Raw genomic sequence first — 18,450 nt, 5'->3', positions numbered from 1 at the left:
CTGTTTAAGGAGCTTCGCCATGTTAGAAAAATTAAAGCTTGTTTACGGAGAGCATATCATCAGCTCCCCTACAGATGATCATCAAATTCTTTGGTACCAAACAGACGAAGGCGAATTATTTGGAGTAGACAAATCAAAGCTTACAGCTAGAGAAACACTTCTTCTCAATACTTTCCTTACACCAATTGATCTTTCTCACACAAAGCAGACTGAGGATGAACAAAAATGGTACAGCTATCTTTTTGATAACAAACCACTAACTGTTCAGCACCCCGTCCGTGTATATTATTTTAAAATGTCACATCAAGCAGAACAAAGGCAGCAAATAAAAGAGGCTGTGGTCCACAGCCTCGAACAAACTCATTTCATTTGGACAGGCGCTCATACAGCGATGCTGATTCAAACAAACGCTACATCAGAAAATAGTCAATTAGAGCTGCTATATGATTTGTCTCTAGCCATTACAAGTGACTTTTTAACAGACTCAGTCTTTTTACAAGGACAGCTCCATTTGCCAAATGAACATTTACAGAAGAAATTGTTAAAAGAACAGCAGCTTGTCTTGGGCCATATCCAGCGAGCTAAGCCTAGGTCAGGGATTTGCACAATTTATCAATGTCTACCCTCACTCTTACGTTATGATGAATCCGCCCTCTCTCATGCTATTTCAGATGCTTTTAAAGAGGCGGTCCTTGATCGGGACGTTTACCGTACCCTCATGACTTATATGCAATGTAACTTAAATGCATCTAAGGCAGCAAAAGCTTTATATGTTCACAGAAACAGCCTTCAATATCGAATTGATAAATTTATTGAGCGAACAGGAATTGATATACGACATTTTCCAGAAGCATCTGCCGTCTATTTTATGATGAATCTTCTCGACCTTTCATAACATTCAGTGACATGAGCACCCTGCCCAAAAATGAAAATGAGATGTTGTGCACGTTGTCCATTTACAGACGCTTCCCCATTTTATACACTTTATTTACAAGTAAAGCGCTTTCAATAAGTAAATGGGGAGGTTATCATCTATGGCTGAAATGATGCTCAATCAAATTTATAAAGTGTATGATAACAAGGTAACAGCAGTAGACAACTTTAATCTACATATAGAAGATAAAGAATTTGTTGTGTTTGTTGGTCCATCTGGGTGCGGAAAATCAACAACCCTTCGCATGATTGCAGGACTTGAAGAGATTTCACAAGGGGATTTTCTTTTAGACGGAAAACGGATGAATGATGTAGCACCAAAAGACCGGGATATCGCAATGGTTTTCCAAAACTATGCATTATACCCTCACATGAATGTATACGATAATATGGCTTTTGGATTAAAGCTACGGAAGTTCCCGAAAGCAGAAATTGATGAGCGGGTTCGAAATGCCGCTAAAATATTAGGCCTTGAGCAATATTTAGACAGGAAACCAAAAGCACTGTCTGGAGGTCAAAGACAGCGTGTTGCACTTGGGAGAGCAATTGTGCGTGATGCAAAGGTCTTTCTTTTGGATGAGCCGCTTTCTAATTTAGATGCAAAACTCCGCGTTCAAATGCGTGCTGAAATATCTAAGCTTCATCAGCGTCTGCAAACGACATTTATCTATGTCACACATGACCAGACTGAAGCTATGACAATGGCTACTCGTCTTGTTGTAATGAAAGATGGCTTTATTCAGCAGGTTGGAGCGCCGAAGGATGTATATGAAAATCCAGAGAATGTATTTGTAGGTGGATTCATTGGCTCTCCTGCGATGAATTTTTTTACAGGAAAGCTCTCTGACGGTGCCATTGCAGTTGGAAAAACGCATATACGTGTACCAGAAGGAAAGATGAAGGTATTACGCAGCCAAGGTTATATCGGAAAAGATATCATCCTCGGGATCAGACCAGAAGATTTTCATGATGAACCAGTGTTTATTGAAGCATCTGAGGGCACAAAGATCGATGCCAACGTAGAAGTTGCTGAATTAATGGGAGCAGAAACGATGCTTTACTCTTCTCTCGATGGTCAGTCTTTTATTGCACGTGTTGATTCTCGTACCGATGTTCAGGCCGGACAATCTATACCTCTTGCCATCGATATGAACAAAGCCCACTTCTTTGATTCGGATACGGAGCTCCGCATTCGTTCCGCTGAATAAAGAGATATATGCAGTGCCATCACTCATGATTGAGTGATGGCTTTTTTGCATGTTGAACAACATTTACCATGTACTTTTCTCGTATGTTTTTTTCGGAAATCACCATAATACTTAGTACAAAGAAGTTACTGCATTGGGTTTCGCCAAGTGGCAAATGACTTGATCATTTCGCTGGTGCGATTCCAGCAAACCCAACCATAAAAAATCATATACAAAAAGGAGATTCACATCATGGCTAATTCTAATAGTTCAAATCAATTACTAGTTCCTGGAGCAGAGCAAGCAATCGATCAAATGAAATACGAAATCGCTTCTGAATTTGGCGTTAACCTTGGAGCAGAAACTACAGCTCGTGCTAACGGTTCAGTTGGTGGAGAAATCACAAAACGTCTTGTGTCTTACGCTCAACAACACATGGGTGGAACAAAAGCTTAATTTCATATCTGGATCATAGAAGGCACCTCTTAAGGTGTCTTCTTTTTTTGTTATTCCCCCTCACCAATCTCCTTTCCAGCTCATATCATGGAGTAGAAAGGAGCGGATCTTCATGGACATTATTTCCGGTATGAACTTTGAACTTCTACAATTCGTAGGTATCTCTCTATTATGTGAATATGCTCATAGTATTCGGTCCTTTCATCTTTATAAAAAAAGCATCACATAAAAGTTGTACCATTTTGGGTTCTTTTCACTTATAGTATGTAGTGGAGGGATCGAACAGATGAAAATAGCTCTTTTCGGTGCTCATGGACGTGTAGGACAAGCATTTCTTCGTTTCGTTCAAGTAGATGATCGTTACATAGTTCGTTCATTGATTCGGACAAACCGAGAAGAAATGCTTGCGGGTATGTTTCAAGTCACCGGCAATTCAAGAAATCGAGAAGATGTGCTTGAGACGATCAAAGGAGCAGATATTGTTGTGAGCTGTCTATCGACAGATGGTGATGATACATTATCTGTTTCAATGGAACATATCGTACAAGCCATGAAGCAATCAAATACATCAAGAATTATTACAATAGGTACAGCAGGTATTTTAAAGGCAAGGCAGCAGCCGGAACTTTACCGTTTTGAAACAAATGAATCAAGGCGGACCACTTCCCGAGCAGCTAAGGAGCATGCCAAAGCGTTTGAACTCCTTCAATCGACTGATTTAGATTGGACCATTATTTGTCCAACCTATTTACCAGACGGAGAAGTGACACGGTCATATCGCTATGAGAAAGATTTTCTCCCTATAGATGGAAAGAAAATTTCAGTTGAAGATACCGCACACTTTTTATATCAGCAGTTAAATTCGAAGGAATTTGTACATCAACGCGTCGGCATTGCTTACTAATGTCGCATAACGAGTAAAGATCGAGGTCTAAAACGATTTCTCGACTTTTTTATGCAAATAAAAAGAGCCTCATTCATAATGAATAGGCTCTTTTTGTGATTCATCAGCTGTTTGCCACAGCACCTTTTTGCAGTTCGTACATTTGCGCATATAGCCCTTCTTGCTGCATGAGTTGATCATGACTACCCCGCTCGACAATTTCCCCTTTTTCTAAAACCAAAATCATATCGGCTTTCTTAATGGTGGATAATCGGTGAGCAATGACAAAAGTTGTTCGTCCTTCTTTGACGACATCAAGCGCTCGCTGAATGATCGCTTCTGTTTCTGTATCAATGTTTGCGGTGGCTTCATCTAAAATTAAGATCGCTGGATCGTACGCTAGTGCACGAGCAAATGAAATTAACTGACGTTCCCCTGAGGAAAGAGTACTTCCCTTTTCAACGACCGGTTCATCAAATCCTTCTGGCAGATGCTTCAATAACTCTACTGCACCTACTTGTTTTAATGATGCTTCAATCGTTTCTCTTTTAATGTCTTCATTTCCTAAGCTGACATTGGATGCAATCGTTCCGGAAAATAAATACGGGTCTTGAAGGACAATGCCCATTTGTTTCCGCAACGTTTGCCGGGACTGGCGATAAATGCTTTCTCCATCAATGAGAATGTCTCCTTGCTGAATGTCATAAAAACGCAGCAGTAAGTTCATGATCGAGCTTTTCCCAGAACCAGTATGCCCCACAAGTGCAACCGTCTGGCCTTTTTTGGCCTCGAACGTAATGTTCTTTAATACATTTTTCCCTTCATTATAAGCAAAGGTGACATCTTGGAACTGAACGTGTCCTTCCATTTCCTTCTGAACGGGTTCTTCCACTGTTGTTCCTGGCTCATCCAATAATCGGAAAACCCTTTCCGAGGAAACCCGTGCTAATTCCAATCTCGAGAATTGGTTCACAATGCCTGTAATCGGCTGAAATAATCGATTTAAATAATCGACAAACGCATAGAGCACACCAATCGACACAATCCCCGTCGCACTTAAGGACGCACCGCCAAAATACCAAATGAGTGCCACATAGGCTAAATTCCGAAGCAGGTTAACTAAGTTATGCGAAAGAAGTGAATTTAAATGAAGCATCTTTCGCTGATATCGAAAGTGATTGTTGTTCAGCTCATCAAATTCCTCTTTCGTCACTTTTTCATGACGAAACGCTTGAATAATGGTCATCCCTTGAATGGCTTCATTTAGCTTGGCATTGATGTCACTAATGATCGAACGAATGCGGTGGTTGTACACCGATGCAAACTTTCTGTAAGTCATTGACCATAGGAAAATAATCGGTACCGCCACCAAACAAATGAGTGCCAGCTTCACATTTAATAAAAACATGGCAATATAAATCCCAATCATGTAAATCGCACTCGTCACGAAATTGGCGAGGACTGTCACATATAAATCACGAATGGTTTCTGTGTCATTGGTGATCCTCGCTACGACCTTTCCAGCAGGTAAATTATCAAAATACCGGATAGGCAGTGTTTGAATATGCTCAAATACATCAACCCTCATTTTTTGAATAATTCGGTTGGCTATTCGCTGTAACAGATAATGCTGCGCATATTGAAAGAAAATCGCAATAACGAGAAGCCCTAGATAAAATAGAACAAGCTGCACCAAACCACTGATTTCCGGCTCGTAAAAAGAGAAAATTTCCTCTTTTGATAAAGGCTGTACTTGATAGGTCTCGCGCTCGTTTCCATTTTCAATGGTAAGTTGATCTCCCAATATTTTTCGTTTTCCGTCAAAGCGAATCGGCTCATTTACAAAATAGTAACCGAATCCGACTTGCACCACATTGATTTGTTTTCCGGATTCCATCTCACTGTCTAATCGATCGCTTCGTATATAGTTATTTCCCTGGTAATAAACGGTTTTGTCTGTTTTTTCATTGACCTCGACATATGGCTTTTCTACACCTAAAATATGATCATCAATCATTTTCTTCCCAATAAATGGTCCTGTCAGTTCAGCACCTACTGCAATGATGAGAAAGATCAAGGCAACAGACAGTACTTTCTTATAAAGGAGTGCGTAGGCAAGGAGTCTTCTTCCCGTTGTCATGCCTCATCCCCTCCTTCCAGCTGGTTTGTCAGCTGTTGACGCAGAAATTGTTCTTTGTACCACCCATCTTGCTGAATGAGCTCCTCGTGAGTTCCCTTTTGGACGATGCGTCCTTCTTCCATGATAAGTATAAGATCTGCATGCTCAACAGCTGATAGACGATGAGTCGTAATAAACGTCGTTTTCCCATGACGATTTTGCCTTAAATTTTCTAAAATAGCGGTTTCTGTTTTTGCATCTACCGCAGAAAGCGAGTCATCCAGTATTAAAATGTCGGGATCTATTAATAAAGCGCGTGCAATGGAAATTCGCTGCTTTTGTCCACCTGACAGCGCCACACCTTTTTCTCCGACCATGGTTTCGAGACCCTCAGGCAAAAGACGTAAATCTTTTTCAAAATAAGCATCTTTGATCGCTTGTGCTAATTCATTTTGTTTTGCGTCTCGATGACCAAAACGCATATTCTCTTCTACACTTTTAGAAAAAAGAATATGATCCTGCGGTACGTATCCGATCCATTGAAATAGCTGATCCAATTCGATCTCTTGGATTGGGACTCCTGATAGCAGGATTTGACCATCACCTGTTGGGTACTGGCGCAGAAGCTGTTTTACGATAGTCGTTTTACCGCTTCCTGTTTTGCCTGTAATTCCGATCGTTTGCCCCTTTCGAATCGTAAAGGACACATCAATTAAATTATCTTTAGGGGAAGTTGGATACCTAAATGTCACGCGATCAAACTGAATATCGCCAGGCTCTTGTAACGTTTTTGGCTGAGAAGCGTCTGTGACATCCGGCTTGTAGCTGAGTGTATGATTCAACCGGTCTAACGACGCATTTCCTCTTTGCATAATATTAATCAACTCGCCGATCGCAAACATTGGCCAGATCATCATCCCAAGATAGACGTTAAAAGCGACAAGCTCACCAATGGTTAAATCACTTTGGAATACAAGATAGGCTCCGTAGCCAATTCCTATTAAGTAGCTGACACCGACAAGTAATTTCACTGTCGGCTCAAACAATGAATCAATGACCGCCACTCTCATATTTTTTTGAAATACATCATCAGTCATTTGACGAAAGCGTTCGACGTCTTGTTTCTCCTGTACAAAAGACCGGATGACCCGGACGCCTGCGACTGATTCAAGCACGCGGTCGTTCATATCACCAAATGCATCTTGAGCAACTGTAAAGCGATCATGAATCTTGCTGCCATAATACGCAATCAAAAGCGCCATCAGCGGCATAGGGATAATCGCCATTAAAGTTAATTTCCAGCTAATCGTCAGACCCATCGTAAAAAAGATCATCAGCATATAAGCAGTGGAATCCACCAATGTCAGAACGCCAAAACCTGTCGTTAAAGCTACAGCATTCAAATCGTTTGTACCTAATGCCATTAAATTACCTGTTTTTTTCTTTTCATAAAAGGTAGGTGTCATCTTGAGTAAGTGGCGCATGAGTTTCCCGCGCATTACACGCTCCATGACATTTGCGCCGCCAAATAACTGATACATCCAAAAATATGTCAGTGTATAGACGACGACACCTAGCAAGCAAAAAATGGCTACATAAAACATCATACTAGATGTTGTAAATTGACCAGAACGAATGTCATCCACTGCCTGCCCAAGGTATCTTGGCGGCAGCATTTCAAGCACATTCACAATGAGCAGGAGCGTAATGGCGATCGTATAACGCCTCCACTCTTGTTTGAAGAACCAGCCTAATTTTGTAAATACTGAAAACATGTTTGTCTCTCCTTTTAAAGCTAGCCGCTTTCTAGATTTTCTTGGCTGTCACCTTGAATTATTTTTTTGGTTTTTGTCATTTGTCTTGTTTTTGGCATGTTCACATGCTTTCACTCCTCTTCATTTACTTGTTGATCTCCATCCCTTTATTTCGAAATGCGAAATGAATACAACAAAAAAAGAGGCAACCAGCAATCTGGTACGCCTCTTTTCGTCATGTAAAAAGGCGCATGTTGACAAATACGCAACATACGCCTTGATTCATCCGATCAATTGGAACATACGAGTCCCTTTTCAATGACCAATGAAGGTGTAATTGTCACGTGAATCAACCCATTCATGCAGTTTGATTTCATTCTTCCAATGTTGCACATGACATTTCCTCCTTTTGGCTCTTGAATCTTTTTTTATCTTATAGTGGCTGTCACCATTTTGTCAATAAATATTTTTCAATAAATGAAATTTTCTAACAAAAAGTTCACCACCTTCATGTGTATCTTTTTCAGATAACGGGTATACCATGAGTGTAAAGACTCCTTTTGAAAGGAATGAGGACATTGTTTCAAGCTGATCGGATGGTCGTTGCGTTTGATGGACATGAAGACAGTAAGAAAGCATTAAAAAAGGCAATCGCTTTAGCCAAAACCTTGAATGCCAAGCTGACCGTTGCCTATGCACATGATGGCAAATCAAGCAGACAGGTGTTTGATGCACCGCGCCCAATGACTGGCGGAGCTTATATCGGCGGCGGCATGGCAGACCTTCAAACACCCCCTGTGTATGTACCTCATGATGAACAGCAAAGTCCCTTGATTTTTGAAGATCATACAGAAGAGGTCGTTGCAGAAGCAAGAATGCTTTTAAATGAGGAGCAGTTTGAAGCTGCGATTGAAATTGTTGAGGGGGAACCAGCGGAAGCGATTATCGAATATGCTGAAGACATATCAGCAGACCTCATCGTCATGGGAGCACGTGACCAAAGCAGATTGAAAAAAATGCTCTTTGGCAGTGTAAGTGAAAAGTTATCATCAAAATCAGATATTCCTGTGCTTATTGTAAAATAAAAGAATCACAAAAGGCTGTAAACATTCGTTTACAGCCTCTTTTTATTTATGAAGAAATCGATGCTTCACTTTCCTGTTTAATTTTTTGCTGGAAGCCTTCCTGTACACGCTTTGTTAACTCTCCTGGAACGCCTTCACCTACTGGCTGACCATCAATTTCAACAATCGGAATGACTTCAGCCGTCGTCGAGCTGATGAAAATTTCCTGCGCGCGCAGCAGCTCTTCTTTACTTATACGCATTTCTCCAACGCTGCATCCCTCTTCTTCACATACTTCAAGAAGCTTTCTACGGGTAATGCCGTTTAGAATAAAATTGTTTGCGGGATGTGTGCGAATCACGCCATCAATGACGGCATATACATTCGAGGAAGTACCCTCTGTCACAAAACCGTCTCTAATCAGAATGGCTTCAAACGCACCAGCTTCAGATGCTTTCTGTTTTTCCATGACGTTATATAAAAGATTTAAGCTTTTAATATCACATCTTAACCAGCGAAGGTCCTCAGATAATATAGCCTTTGCACCAGCTGTCTGCTCATGAACAGGCTTTTTCACCTGGAACGTATATGCTGTGATTTGAGGAGTGAGAGAATTGCCATATTGATGTTTACGAGGTGCGACGCCCCGCGTGACTTGAATATACACACCGCCATCTGTTAATTGGTTATGGGCGACGAGCTGTTTTAACTTTTCTTCCATATCTGATACTGCACCTTGAAGATGAATGCCGATTTCTTTTGCACTCTTGAACAGACGCTCTGTATGCTCTTTTAATGTAAAAAAATTCCCATTGTATACACGGATGACCTCATAGACACCGTCACCAAATTGATAGCCTCTGTCTTCAATATCCACATGTGCATCCTTTTTTTCAATGAAATCGTCATTATACAATACTTTCATACGGAATCTCCCCTTCGCTTCGCATTAATGGTTGAATCTGATGCTATCTTAGCGGATAAATGGGTACGTTTCAATGATTATTCAGAATTATTTCACATCATGATAAATGGTCAACTTTCTATTGTAACAAAGATAGACTCATAACCAAAAAGATTCCAATTTTTTAGCATCTTCTATATTCATAGGCTCTTTTTTCCTGTATACTTACTCCATATAAACACGACAAAAAACAGTGAAAAAAGACAGAATCTACTACATGATTCGACAAAAATTTTTGATTTATTGGAGCGATTGTAATGCAACGGGTTACGAAAAAACAGACACCTTCAAACACGATGCTGCTCTCAAAGGCGATTGGTTTAGTGATTCTGTCACTGATCCTCTTTTTTATTTGGGATATATCTAAAACCAATATGCAGGCAGCAGACCAGCCGGCTAAAATGTCTGCGAGCAGTCAATTCCGAGACACAAGCACAAGTCTGAAAGCAAAAGATGATTCTACGAAAACATTAGATGCACATTTTAAGATCAACCCAAACAAACACGTAACGGATCAAACGATCTTTTTAACCTTTGATGATGGTCCGTCAGCGACATCAAACCAGCTTTTAGATGTGCTCAAGGCGCATCAAGTAAAGGCTACATTCTTCATGCTTGGGCCGCAGATTAAGGAACATCCGGCCGCTGTGAAAAGACTTCATCAAGAAGGTCATCAGTTAGGGCTTCATGGGATCACACACGATGTGAAACGCTTTTATCAAAAAAGTGATTCTCCCGTCAATGAGATGAAGGAAGATCAGCGCATTTTGGCTTCTGTCACAGGAGAGTATACACACCTTGTGAGAACACCTTATGGCAGCGCCCCAAATTTAACCGATCAGCAAAAAGCACGTTTAAAACAAAAAGGCTTTATCTACTGGGATTGGACAATTGACAGTCTTGACTGGAAATATAAAAGCTCAAAATATGTACCAGAAGTATTGAATCAGCTGCAAGTGCTAGAGACAAAACATCCAAAGGAACCAAAGATCATCTTAATGCACGATCAGCCAGCGACAGCAAAATACTTAAACAGTTTGCTCACACAGCTAAAAGCAAAGGGCTATACATTTGAAGTCCTAGATGAAACAATGGAGCCGCTGCAGCAATAAAGAAAAACCCGCACCTATTGGATGCGGGTTTTTTGATGATTTATAAAGCTTTCACGAGATCACCAATTCGCTCATGAAAGACAAGATCAAACAGTGGATCGTATTCTGTTTCACTCAAATTCATCATCACCTTGAAGATGGAAGGATTTTGAGCCGCATCTTCAGGAATATACCTTGCTGGCGCTACTTCTAGGGAGGTTCCCATGACGAGCAGAAGGTCCGCTTGCTGAAGTGATTTCTCTACTTGATCAAAATGTTTAACCCTGTCTCCAAAAAGGACAACATCTGTTTTCAGCACTTGCCCACATGTCCGTCCGTCTGAGGAAACCTTTAGACATACAGGCACTTCTTCTTGTAATAAATAAGGCAATTCATATGTCGTTTGGCATGATGGACAAGTAGCTGTTTGAATGGAGCCGTGAAGTTCATATACATGCTGGCTTCCTGCTTTTTTATGCAGGCCATCAATATTTTGGGTAAAAATCTCTACAAGTTTTCCTTGTTTCTCAAGGCTTGCTAAGAAGGTATGCCCGCTATTCGGCTCGTACTCCCCGCTCATTTTCATCTGAAACAATTCCTTGAATTTCGGCCAGAATTGATAAGGGTTTGATAAAAAGTAGGAGCGGCTCATCGCTTCCATGCGAGCGGTGTCTTCAGTCCATAAGCCGCCCGTTGATCTAAAATCGGGAATACCTGATTCCGTGCTCATCCCCGCACCTGAAAGCACCATTATATGTGAAGCCTGCGTTAATTTCTCTCTTAGCACTGCCACCTTTGTTTGATCCACGCATCCTTCCTCCTTTATTCACTCAGCTGTTTTTCACCTTTTTGTTTCATGTAAATGGTCTGTCCAGGGAAGGCAAATTCTACACCTTCTTCATGGAAGATATCCATAATACGGTAGTTAATGTCCTGTTTGATATTCAGGTTTTCAGCCCAGGCTGTCGTGTTTGTGTAAAAGTTAAAAAATAAATTCAAATAACTGTCTGCCAGTACATCGAGATTCACCATGATTGTCTCCTTGTGCACCCCATCATGCTCATAAAGCATTTGTTTGAGACGTTTGATACAATGGTCCAGATTTTCCTTTGGTGTATTGTAGGATACACGTACGGAAAACGTAATTTGGCGTTTATTCATTCTCGTCCAGTTCGTGATTGGTTCCTTTGAAAGCGTAGAATTCGGAACTGTCACGACAGCTTCAGCAGGTGTTCTAAATTTTGTACTTCGAAATGTAATGTCCTCGACAGTCCCAAGAACACTTGGCGTCTCCACAAAGTCGCCCATTGTAAAAGGCTTCTCTGTAATGATGACGACCCCTCCAAAAAAGTTCGCCACCGTATCCTGTGCAGCAAGCGCAAAGGCTAGACCCCCTAGACCAAGACCTGCCACAAGTCCATTTACATCATAATTAAATTCCTGTGCAATGACACTAATACTTAGTGCAATAATAATGAAACGAAGCACCTTTGATAAAAACGGCGCTAAAATATCATCCATTTCTAATTCAAATTTCGAATTTACTTTTTGAAATAAGAAAGAAGAAGCTGCGGTTAAATTACAAAGCCCCCATGTCAGCATCAATATAATGGAGGATCTATATAATTTGACGATGACATCCATATGATGCTCAAAGTATGGTGCCTGTCTTAACGCAAAATATAACCCAAGTGCAACAAAAAACAGTCTGGCTGGCTTTTCGAATGCCACAACAATTTGGTTAATGACCTCTGTTTTAGACCGATTGGTCAGCCTAAAGAGAAGATGAAATAAGTACTTCGTAAATACTTTCCGAAGCAATAAAAAAAGCAATAAAATACAAAGGCTAATACCGATTTGGATCGCAACATCTACTGTAAAATATGTATCCATCCATTTTTGTGTAATCATGTTTGTCTCTCTCCTTTAAAACAATCCTCTCTAGTTTATAATATAACCTTCGTTTATGTCCTCTCATAAATGTCTGACCTCTAAATAAAAAGCCTCGGGATCAGTCCCGAGGCATGATGTTCAATTATGAAATTTTGGCTAGAGACATATCGACGGGCAGCAAACTACTTTTTCTTCTGAGCCTGATCAAGGAGAGTCGCTTTAAACATTTCAGCATCCGTTTCGGCCTTAATACGTTCTTCCACTCTAATTCTCCCTTTACCCAATCATCTCGCCTCCTTTTCATCATTATAAAACATCAGAATTTTCAGTCAACATGACGAAAGCACTAATATTTTGGCGAACGCTGACGATTTGGACAAAATTGATCGAAGAAAAATTTGATGTACTTCAGATTTACTCAATCATGGCTTGGGATATTCCTGCAACTTTTTACATTTGTATTCTCATACTTTCTTAGCAATCCGATTCACCATTACATACAGCTCTTCTTTCGTCCATATAGTAAAGAAGGAAAAACGGTAAAGCATTTGATATGATAAGACCAGAACTTAAGTCAGGGAGCTGGAGCATGTGTATATTATTGCGCATAGAGGGTCATCAAGCGCTGCCCCAGAAAATACAATTGCTGCATTTGATTTAGCTGTTCAGCAGGGTGCAGATTATATTGAATTAGATGTACAGCTCACATTGGACCAGCACGTCGTTGTAATCCATGATGATACAGTTGACCGAACGACGAACGGGAACGGCTTAGTCAAAAGCTATACACTCGATCAGTTGAAAAAACTGGACGCAGGAAGCTGGTTTGACCAACAGTACACAAATGAACGAATTCCAACATTACACGAAATTCTTGAAAGATACAGCCAGCGGATCGGGATATTGATCGAGATCAAACACCCAAAACGGCAGATAGGAATTGAAAAGGCAGTTGCCCGCATCGTCAATCGGTTTGCCTATTCTCGTCATATCATGATTCAATCTTTTGACGATCATGCACTGCAAAGAATCAAAGCTTTCGCCCCTTCTCTTCGAACAGCTTTGATTATAAAGCCTAATGCATTTAAACTGACGAAAAGAAAGTTAACGGCATACAGCTCGTTTGCAAATTGTCTTAATATGAAAAAAACGATGATCAATAGATGGTGGATAGACCGCATCCACACATTCGGGATGGATGTGTTTATATGGACTGTGAAAGATCAAAAAACAGCCGATCGGATTAAAAAATATCCCGTTGATGGTGTCGTGACGGATCATCCGCTATTTTTTCTAAAGGAGAAATGATGTAAATGAAAGCGTATCTTGCCGTATTTATTGGTGGACTGATTGGGACACTTTGCAGATATGAACTAAGCCAATCGATTGTCAGCCAAACATTCCCCTATGCAACGCTAATCGAAAACGTGACAGGCAGTCTGCTTCTTGGTTTTTCAACAGGATATTTTATGTTCCAAAAGAGAAAAAAATATCTTGCCGCTTTGATCGGAACAGGATTTTGCGGAGGTTTTACGACAATGTCCACTTTTTCTAAAGAAACGATTCTTTTATTACAGACCGGGCAAATCACTTCAAGTGTGATCTACATCCTGCTCTCAGTCATTGCAGGAGTAGCGGCTGCCTTATGTGGACTAATGCTAGCTCAACGACTCTTTCATCAAAATAAGCAGCAGAGAGAAGGCAGATAAATGATCGTTTTATATACAGCTATTGCCGGCGGGATTGGCAGCGTCCTTCGTTTTTTCATTAGCCAAACGATACAGAAATCTAAGTCTCATGCTCGATTCCCGTACAGTATTATTCTCATCAACTTATTAGGTGCTGCCGGTTTAGGTATACTGACAGGTGCCGTGACTGCTAATCATCCGCTGCTTGTGATCATTGGAACAGGTTTTTTCGGTGGCTTTACAACATTCTCTACGTTTAGTGTAGAGTCTGCGACCATGCTACAGCAGCGGCAAATCGGAAAACTTGCTGTCTACTTATTGACGACAATCATCGGGTCTTTCTGTCTCTTTACTGCGTTCTATCAAATAGGACAACACCTTTTTTAAATATTGGTGATCGCAGCTAAGCTAATGAGCAATTGATCCATAAGCTGGCGCTTCATTAAAAAGAGGGTTTTTTCACTGTAGCCGATTTCCATCGCACACTTGGCCATCCGCCAATCTCGAAAATATTTGTAATCGATGAGCTGCTTCTCTATCTCATCCAACTCTTTTAGTGCTGTTTCAATACAAGCAACGATGAGTTCATACTGATTTTTTTGCTCTTCTAACTTCTTCCGTGTCATGTGATCCAAATGATGCGTACTTCTTTTTTCAAGCTGTCTTTCGATATTTAAAATCGCTGCCTGGTAATTTTTAAAATTCTTCAAATGAAACTCAATTCGTTTCATTGAGGTTTTTTTCTCCGTGATACTGGCTGTTTCATACCAAAGCATATCCATCCCCCTCTATCGAACGTTTGTTCTCATTATAACCCGAACGAACATTCGTAAAAAGAGACTAAATACCTAAAAAAACCTTGAGCTTATTTTTCGCTCAAGGTCATTTCATTTACTAACAGCGGCTCTTTTATATCAAGCCCTGTGCGTGTATTTCCTTTTTCTGATGATGTGACGCCTTTCTTTAGGTCGATCTTTTTCACATAGCGTCCATCCATCTCCAAGACCTTCATCCGAATATCATCAAGATAAATGGATTGTCCTTCTCGGATATCAATATTCTCATTTAAGATTAACCCGCCTATTGTATCAATTTCTTCATCATGATATGACATTTCAATCAAATCTTGAACTTCATCTAATCTGACTTTGCCATCTAAAACATAATGATGATCGGCTCTTTTTTGAATAACCGGCTGCTCATCTTCATCGAATTCATCTCGAATATCTCCAACAATCTCTTCTAAAATATCTTCTGTTGTGACAAGTCCAGACGTTCCGCCATATTCGTCGGTTAAAATCGCCATATGCATTCGATCGCGCTGCATCTTGACAAGAAGCTCTTGAATAGGAATCGTGTCAATGACTTCAATCACTGGATATATATAATCTTGAATCTTCAGTTGATCTTTTTCTCCTTGATACACAAGATCTGCAAAGAGCTGCTTTTTGTTCAGCATGCCGATGACATGGTCTTTATCTCCTGAAAACACAGGAAAGCGTGTATACTTCTCCTGCGTCATGATGGAGAGGATTTCATCCAGCGGCATATCTTCTGGAATGGCACAAATTTCTCTCCGCGGGACCATGATTTCTCTGGCAATTCGATTATCAAAGTCGAAAATTTTGTTCATATAATTATATTCTGATGGGTTGATTTCCCCATTTTTTAAGCTCTCAGATAATAAAATCTTTAATTCCTCTTCAGAATGGGATTGTTCTTTTTCAGACCCCATATCGATGCCCATCATTTTGGTTAGAACACGGGCTGACCCGTTTAACACATAAATGAAAGGGAACATTAGGATATAAAATGCATGCAGCGGGCCTGACAGCCAGAGCGTCATTTTTTCCGCCTTTTGAATCGCCAGTGTTTTTGGTGCAAGCTCACCGACGACTACATGCAAAAAGGTAATAATAGAGAACGCAAGTGTTGCTGAGATCAGGCTGATTGCTGAATCAGGAATGTTTGTCAAACCGAAACCTCGAACCAAAAGTTCTTTTACAGCTGGCTTACCAATCCACCCTAAACCAAGGGATGTCACTGTAATACCGAGCTGACAGGCTGACAAATATTCATCCAGCCTTGATGTCACCTTTTTCGCCACGATGGCCTTTTTAGACCCTTCGGCAACAAGCTGATCAATTCTTGAGCTTCTTGCCTTTACTATGGCAAATTCAGATGCAACAAAGAAAGCTGTTAAAGCAATCAAAACACCGACTATACTCAGATTAACAATATCGTCCATTTAACCTTGCTCTTTCTTAGAAGAACAAGGAGTCACCTCCTGATTGATGATGTTATGTTTTGCAAAACGGTTAACTGATTAAATAAGACTATATTGAGGGCCCCACTTAACCACCTCCGGTTCACGTATAAATCCGCTTCTCTACATATATATGAAACGGTCTTCATTTTATCTTACCATAAATAATCTGAAAATTCCTGTATCACTATGTTAAATTTGACAGGACAATTTAGACTGAGAAATCCCTTTCTCCTCTTCATATCGGCAGGAAATATGAACAATTAACTTGTATTTCAGGCTAGAATTATATTAAACTATTTTCATAAACTATAACGTGACGGTTAGGAGGAGATGTTCAGATGGGGCTGAGAAAAAGTATCGTATTGGTGAACTAGCACAGATTGCACAGGTGACGAAACGTACTGTAGATTATTATACAAATCTAGGGTTGCTTGCGCCTGTTAGATCTTGCTCAAATTATCGTTATTACGATGAACATGCTTTAAAACGATTACAATTAATCGTTCTTTGCAAACAGCAGAGATTGGCTCTTTCTGACATCAAATCCAGATTAGATGAACAATTCCCTTCTCAAAAGGAAGATCCTGATGAACTTGTCCATTTAACATCTGATATCGATCGGATGAACGAGCATATGGACCGCATTTTGGTACGTTGTAAGCAGCTTCAACCAGAACAACGTGAAAAATTAAAAGAGCAGCTTACACCTGAGAAGATGACGGCTGTCCAATCATTTTTACTGCTGTTAAGTTAAAATTTTTACTAAACAGGAGGTGTTACCTTCGTTCTCAAAGTCAGAACGAAGGCCTTAATTGGACATAGTTAATTTACTTATAGTTGCTTTGCTTATAGCTTTAACCGCATTTTTCGTTGCATCAGAGTTTGCGATCATTCGCTTAAGAAGCTCAAGAATTGATCAGTTAATCGCAGAAGGTAATAAAACAGCAGTTGCTGTCAAGCATGTCACAACTCACCTTGATGAGTATCTGTCGGCCTGTCAGCTCGGTATTACCATTACCGCCCTTGGTATTGGTTGGTTAGGGGAAGAAACAATTGCGCACATGCTTGCTCCACTATTTGTAGAGCTGTCCATTCCTCAATCAGCTAGTTCTATTGTCACTTTTATTATTGCGTTTAGTATTATGACGTTTTTACACGTTGTGGTTGGAGAACTTGCACCAAAAACACTCGCCATTCAAAAGGCGGAGCAAGTATCTCTTCTTTTTGCTAGACCGCTCATGATTTTTTACAAAGTGATGTTCCCGTTTATCTGGGTATTAAATGGATCTGCTCGTTTGTTAACAAAAGCGTTCGGTCTTCAGCAAGTTTCTGAGCATGACATGGCGCACTCTGAAGAAGAATTGCGGATTATTTTATCAGAGAGCTATAAAAGCGGCGAAATTAACCAGTCTGAATTCAAATATGTAAATAAAATTTTTGAATTTGATGACCGTCTGGCGAAAGAAATTATGATTCCTCGTACCGAAGTTGTCAGCTTCCCTCATGATATTACCATTGAGGAAATGCTGAAGGTGACCAAGGTAGAGAAATATACACGTTATCCAATTGAAGATGGCGATAAAGATAATATGATTGGTGTTCTGAACATTAAAGAGGTTCTTACTGCATGCATTAGCGGTGAGTGTTCTACAAGTGATACGATCGAAAAGTTTGTCAATCCAATTATTCATGTGATTGAAACCGTTCCTGTACATGATTTATTGCTCAAAATGCAGCGTGAACGTGTACACATGGCGATTTTATCAGATGAATACGGCGGTACAGCTGGTCTTGTGACTGTAGAAGACATCCTTGAAGAAATCGTCGGTGAAATTCGTGATGAATTCGATATGGATGAAATCAACGAAGTGCGTAAACTTGGAGAAGACCATTACATCTTTGATGGAAAGGTTCTAGTGGACCAAGTCAACCTGCTCTTAGGTACGCAGCTTGATAACGAAGAAGTCGATACGATCGGCGGCTGGTTCCTTACTCAGAAATATGAAGTTGAGAAAAATGACACCATTCGTGAGCAAGGCTATGAATTTATCATTAATGAAGTCGATGGACACCATGTGGTATATATCGAGGTCAAAAAGTTAAATGAACAATTAGCAGAAGCCGCTGAAGAAGGCGCTTCTTAAGAAAA

At 40.3% G+C, this 18,450-nt stretch carries 19 protein-coding genes; 11 read left to right on the top strand and 8 right to left on the bottom strand.

What is annotated here, in order from left to right; all coding sequences use genetic code 11:
• The first annotated feature begins 19 nt into the window (after positions 1-19).
• The 4 genes from NSQ36_RS04935 to NSQ36_RS04920 all read left to right on the top strand — a co-directional run bounded on the left by NSQ36_RS04935 (position 20) and on the right by NSQ36_RS04920 (position 3,480).
• Positions 20-895: a helix-turn-helix domain-containing protein gene (locus NSQ36_RS04935; protein WP_339206939.1), complete on the top strand. Its 876-nt coding sequence runs from the start codon at positions 20-22 to the stop codon at positions 893-895.
• Positions 896-1,034: 139 nt separating this feature from the next.
• Positions 1,035-2,141: a sn-glycerol-3-phosphate ABC transporter ATP-binding protein UgpC gene (gene ugpC / locus NSQ36_RS04930; RefSeq protein ID WP_003212351.1), complete on the top strand. Its 1,107-nt coding sequence runs from the start codon at positions 1,035-1,037 to the stop codon at positions 2,139-2,141.
• A gap of 231 nt (positions 2,142-2,372) precedes the next feature.
• Positions 2,373-2,576 carry an alpha/beta-type small acid-soluble spore protein gene (locus NSQ36_RS04925; protein WP_003210761.1) on the top strand — a complete coding sequence of 68 codons (204 nt, stop codon included), beginning with the start codon at positions 2,373-2,375 and terminating at the stop codon, positions 2,574-2,576.
• A gap of 286 nt (positions 2,577-2,862) precedes the next feature.
• Positions 2,863-3,480, top strand: coding sequence for an NAD(P)H-binding protein (locus NSQ36_RS04920; protein WP_003212493.1), 618 nt, complete (start codon positions 2,863-2,865; stop codon positions 3,478-3,480).
• Between the two features lie 103 nt (positions 3,481-3,583).
• Here the strand turns inward: NSQ36_RS04920 and NSQ36_RS04915 are convergent, their stop codons facing one another.
• Positions 3,584-5,599, bottom strand: coding sequence for an ABC transporter ATP-binding protein (locus tag NSQ36_RS04915; protein WP_251191036.1), 2,016 nt, complete (start codon positions 5,597-5,599; stop codon positions 3,584-3,586).
• Positions 5,596-7,353, bottom strand: a complete 1,758-nt coding sequence (locus NSQ36_RS04910) for an ABC transporter transmembrane domain-containing protein (protein ID WP_251191037.1) — start codon at positions 7,351-7,353, stop codon at positions 5,596-5,598. The genes NSQ36_RS04915 and NSQ36_RS04910 overlap by 4 nt, the downstream gene beginning before the upstream one ends.
• A 557-nt stretch (positions 7,354-7,910) precedes the next feature.
• On the opposite strand from NSQ36_RS04910, the gene NSQ36_RS04905 reads away from it, so the two are divergent.
• On the top strand, positions 7,911-8,417 hold the full coding sequence (locus tag NSQ36_RS04905) for a universal stress protein (protein WP_003210990.1): 507 nt from the start codon (positions 7,911-7,913) through the stop codon (positions 8,415-8,417).
• A gap of 46 nt (positions 8,418-8,463) precedes the next feature.
• Here the strand turns inward: NSQ36_RS04905 and dat are convergent, their stop codons facing one another.
• The gene (dat, locus tag NSQ36_RS04900) at positions 8,464-9,321 is read right to left on the bottom strand and encodes a D-amino-acid transaminase (RefSeq protein WP_251191038.1); all 858 of its coding nucleotides are present in this window, start codon (positions 9,319-9,321) and stop codon (positions 8,464-8,466) included.
• A 296-nt stretch (positions 9,322-9,617) separates the two neighbouring features.
• Here dat and NSQ36_RS04895 point away from each other — a divergent pair, with 296 nt between their 5' ends.
• The gene (locus NSQ36_RS04895) at positions 9,618-10,472 is read left to right on the top strand and encodes a polysaccharide deacetylase family protein (protein ID WP_003211425.1); all 855 of its coding nucleotides are present in this window, start codon (positions 9,618-9,620) and stop codon (positions 10,470-10,472) included.
• 40 nt (positions 10,473-10,512) lie between these two features.
• On the opposite strand, the gene NSQ36_RS04890 is transcribed toward NSQ36_RS04895, so the two are convergent.
• The 3 genes from NSQ36_RS04890 to NSQ36_RS04880 form a co-directional block, all read right to left on the bottom strand.
• Positions 10,513-11,259: an NAD-dependent protein deacylase gene (locus NSQ36_RS04890; RefSeq protein ID WP_339206935.1), complete on the bottom strand. Its 747-nt coding sequence runs from the start codon at positions 11,257-11,259 to the stop codon at positions 10,513-10,515.
• A gap of 14 nt (positions 11,260-11,273) precedes the next feature.
• Positions 11,274-12,362 carry a mechanosensitive ion channel family protein gene (locus NSQ36_RS04885; protein WP_050945412.1) on the bottom strand — a complete coding sequence of 363 codons (1,089 nt, stop codon included), beginning with the start codon at positions 12,360-12,362 and terminating at the stop codon, positions 11,274-11,276.
• A 164-nt stretch (positions 12,363-12,526) separates the two neighbouring features.
• Positions 12,527-12,628 (bottom strand): YhdX family protein, encoded by a 102-nt coding sequence (locus tag NSQ36_RS04880; protein WP_017360338.1) that lies wholly within the window; start codon positions 12,626-12,628, stop codon positions 12,527-12,529.
• A 307-nt stretch (positions 12,629-12,935) separates the two neighbouring features.
• On the opposite strand from NSQ36_RS04880, the gene NSQ36_RS04875 reads away from it, so the two are divergent.
• From NSQ36_RS04875 to crcB (NSQ36_RS04865), 3 genes are read left to right on the top strand one after another with little or no spacing between them, the layout of a single operon-like run.
• Positions 12,936-13,652: a glycerophosphodiester phosphodiesterase family protein gene (locus NSQ36_RS04875; RefSeq protein ID WP_050945413.1), complete on the top strand. Its 717-nt coding sequence runs from the start codon at positions 12,936-12,938 to the stop codon at positions 13,650-13,652.
• A 5-nt stretch (positions 13,653-13,657) separates the two neighbouring features.
• Positions 13,658-14,053, top strand: coding sequence for a fluoride efflux transporter CrcB (crcB, locus tag NSQ36_RS04870; protein ID WP_212046118.1), 396 nt, complete (start codon positions 13,658-13,660; stop codon positions 14,051-14,053).
• Positions 14,054-14,419, top strand: coding sequence for a fluoride efflux transporter CrcB (crcB, locus tag NSQ36_RS04865; protein WP_251191039.1), 366 nt, complete (start codon positions 14,054-14,056; stop codon positions 14,417-14,419).
• Here crcB (NSQ36_RS04865) and NSQ36_RS04860 read toward each other — a convergent pair.
• Positions 14,416-14,808, bottom strand: a complete 393-nt coding sequence (locus NSQ36_RS04860; protein WP_050945415.1) for a hypothetical protein — start codon at positions 14,806-14,808, stop codon at positions 14,416-14,418. The two genes, crcB (NSQ36_RS04865) and NSQ36_RS04860, sit on opposite strands and share 4 nt — an antisense overlap.
• 89 nt (positions 14,809-14,897) lie before the next feature.
• Positions 14,898-16,280: a hemolysin family protein gene (locus NSQ36_RS04855; RefSeq protein ID WP_003210868.1), complete on the bottom strand. Its 1,383-nt coding sequence runs from the start codon at positions 16,278-16,280 to the stop codon at positions 14,898-14,900.
• A 334-nt stretch (positions 16,281-16,614) separates the two neighbouring features.
• Between NSQ36_RS04855 and NSQ36_RS04850 the strand changes: the two genes are divergently transcribed.
• Together NSQ36_RS04850 and NSQ36_RS04845 are read left to right on the top strand one after the other, a co-directional pair.
• Positions 16,615-17,055 (top strand): MerR family transcriptional regulator, encoded by a 441-nt coding sequence (locus tag NSQ36_RS04850; RefSeq protein ID WP_034620022.1) that lies wholly within the window; start codon positions 16,615-16,617, stop codon positions 17,053-17,055.
• A gap of 58 nt (positions 17,056-17,113) precedes the next feature.
• Positions 17,114-18,445, top strand: coding sequence for a hemolysin family protein (locus NSQ36_RS04845; protein WP_034620023.1), 1,332 nt, complete (start codon positions 17,114-17,116; stop codon positions 18,443-18,445).
• The last annotated feature ends 5 nt before the right edge of the window (positions 18,446-18,450 follow it).

The sequence above is a fragment of the Bacillus sp. FSL W8-1143 genome (assembly GCF_037965155.1).
Taxonomy (GTDB): Bacteria; Bacillota; Bacilli; order Bacillales; family Bacillaceae; genus Bacillus; species Bacillus pumilus.
Note: the sequence above shows the minus strand (reverse complement) of the source record. Positions and strands in the feature narration are given on the sequence as shown.

Bases quoted from the DNA above. Each gene is read 5' to 3' on its own strand.
- NSQ36_RS04935 (WP_339206939.1), top strand. From the start codon at position 20: ATGTTAGAAAAATTAAAGCTTGTTTACGGAGAGCATATCATCAGCTCC.
- ugpC (WP_003212351.1), top strand. From the start codon at position 1,035: ATGGCTGAAATGATGCTCAATCAAATTTATAAAGTGTATGATAACAAG.
- NSQ36_RS04925 (WP_003210761.1), top strand. From the start codon at position 2,373: ATGGCTAATTCTAATAGTTCAAATCAATTACTAGTTCCTGGAGCAGAG.
- NSQ36_RS04920 (WP_003212493.1), top strand. From the start codon at position 2,863: ATGAAAATAGCTCTTTTCGGTGCTCATGGACGTGTAGGACAAGCATTT.
- NSQ36_RS04915 (WP_251191036.1), bottom strand. From the start codon at position 5,599: ATGACAACGGGAAGAAGACTCCTTGCCTACGCACTCCTTTATAAGAAA.
- NSQ36_RS04910 (WP_251191037.1), bottom strand. From the start codon at position 7,353: ATGTTTTCAGTATTTACAAAATTAGGCTGGTTCTTCAAACAAGAGTGG.
- dat (WP_251191038.1), bottom strand. From the start codon at position 9,321: ATGAAAGTATTGTATAATGACGATTTCATTGAAAAAAAGGATGCACAT.
- NSQ36_RS04895 (WP_003211425.1), top strand. From the start codon at position 9,618: ATGCAACGGGTTACGAAAAAACAGACACCTTCAAACACGATGCTGCTC.
- NSQ36_RS04885 (WP_050945412.1), bottom strand. From the start codon at position 12,362: ATGATTACACAAAAATGGATGGATACATATTTTACAGTAGATGTTGCG.
- crcB (WP_212046118.1), top strand. From the start codon at position 13,658: ATGAAAGCGTATCTTGCCGTATTTATTGGTGGACTGATTGGGACACTT.
- crcB (WP_251191039.1), top strand. From the start codon at position 14,054: ATGATCGTTTTATATACAGCTATTGCCGGCGGGATTGGCAGCGTCCTT.
- NSQ36_RS04860 (WP_050945415.1), bottom strand. From the start codon at position 14,808: ATGCTTTGGTATGAAACAGCCAGTATCACGGAGAAAAAAACCTCAATG.
- NSQ36_RS04855 (WP_003210868.1), bottom strand. From the start codon at position 16,280: ATGGACGATATTGTTAATCTGAGTATAGTCGGTGTTTTGATTGCTTTA.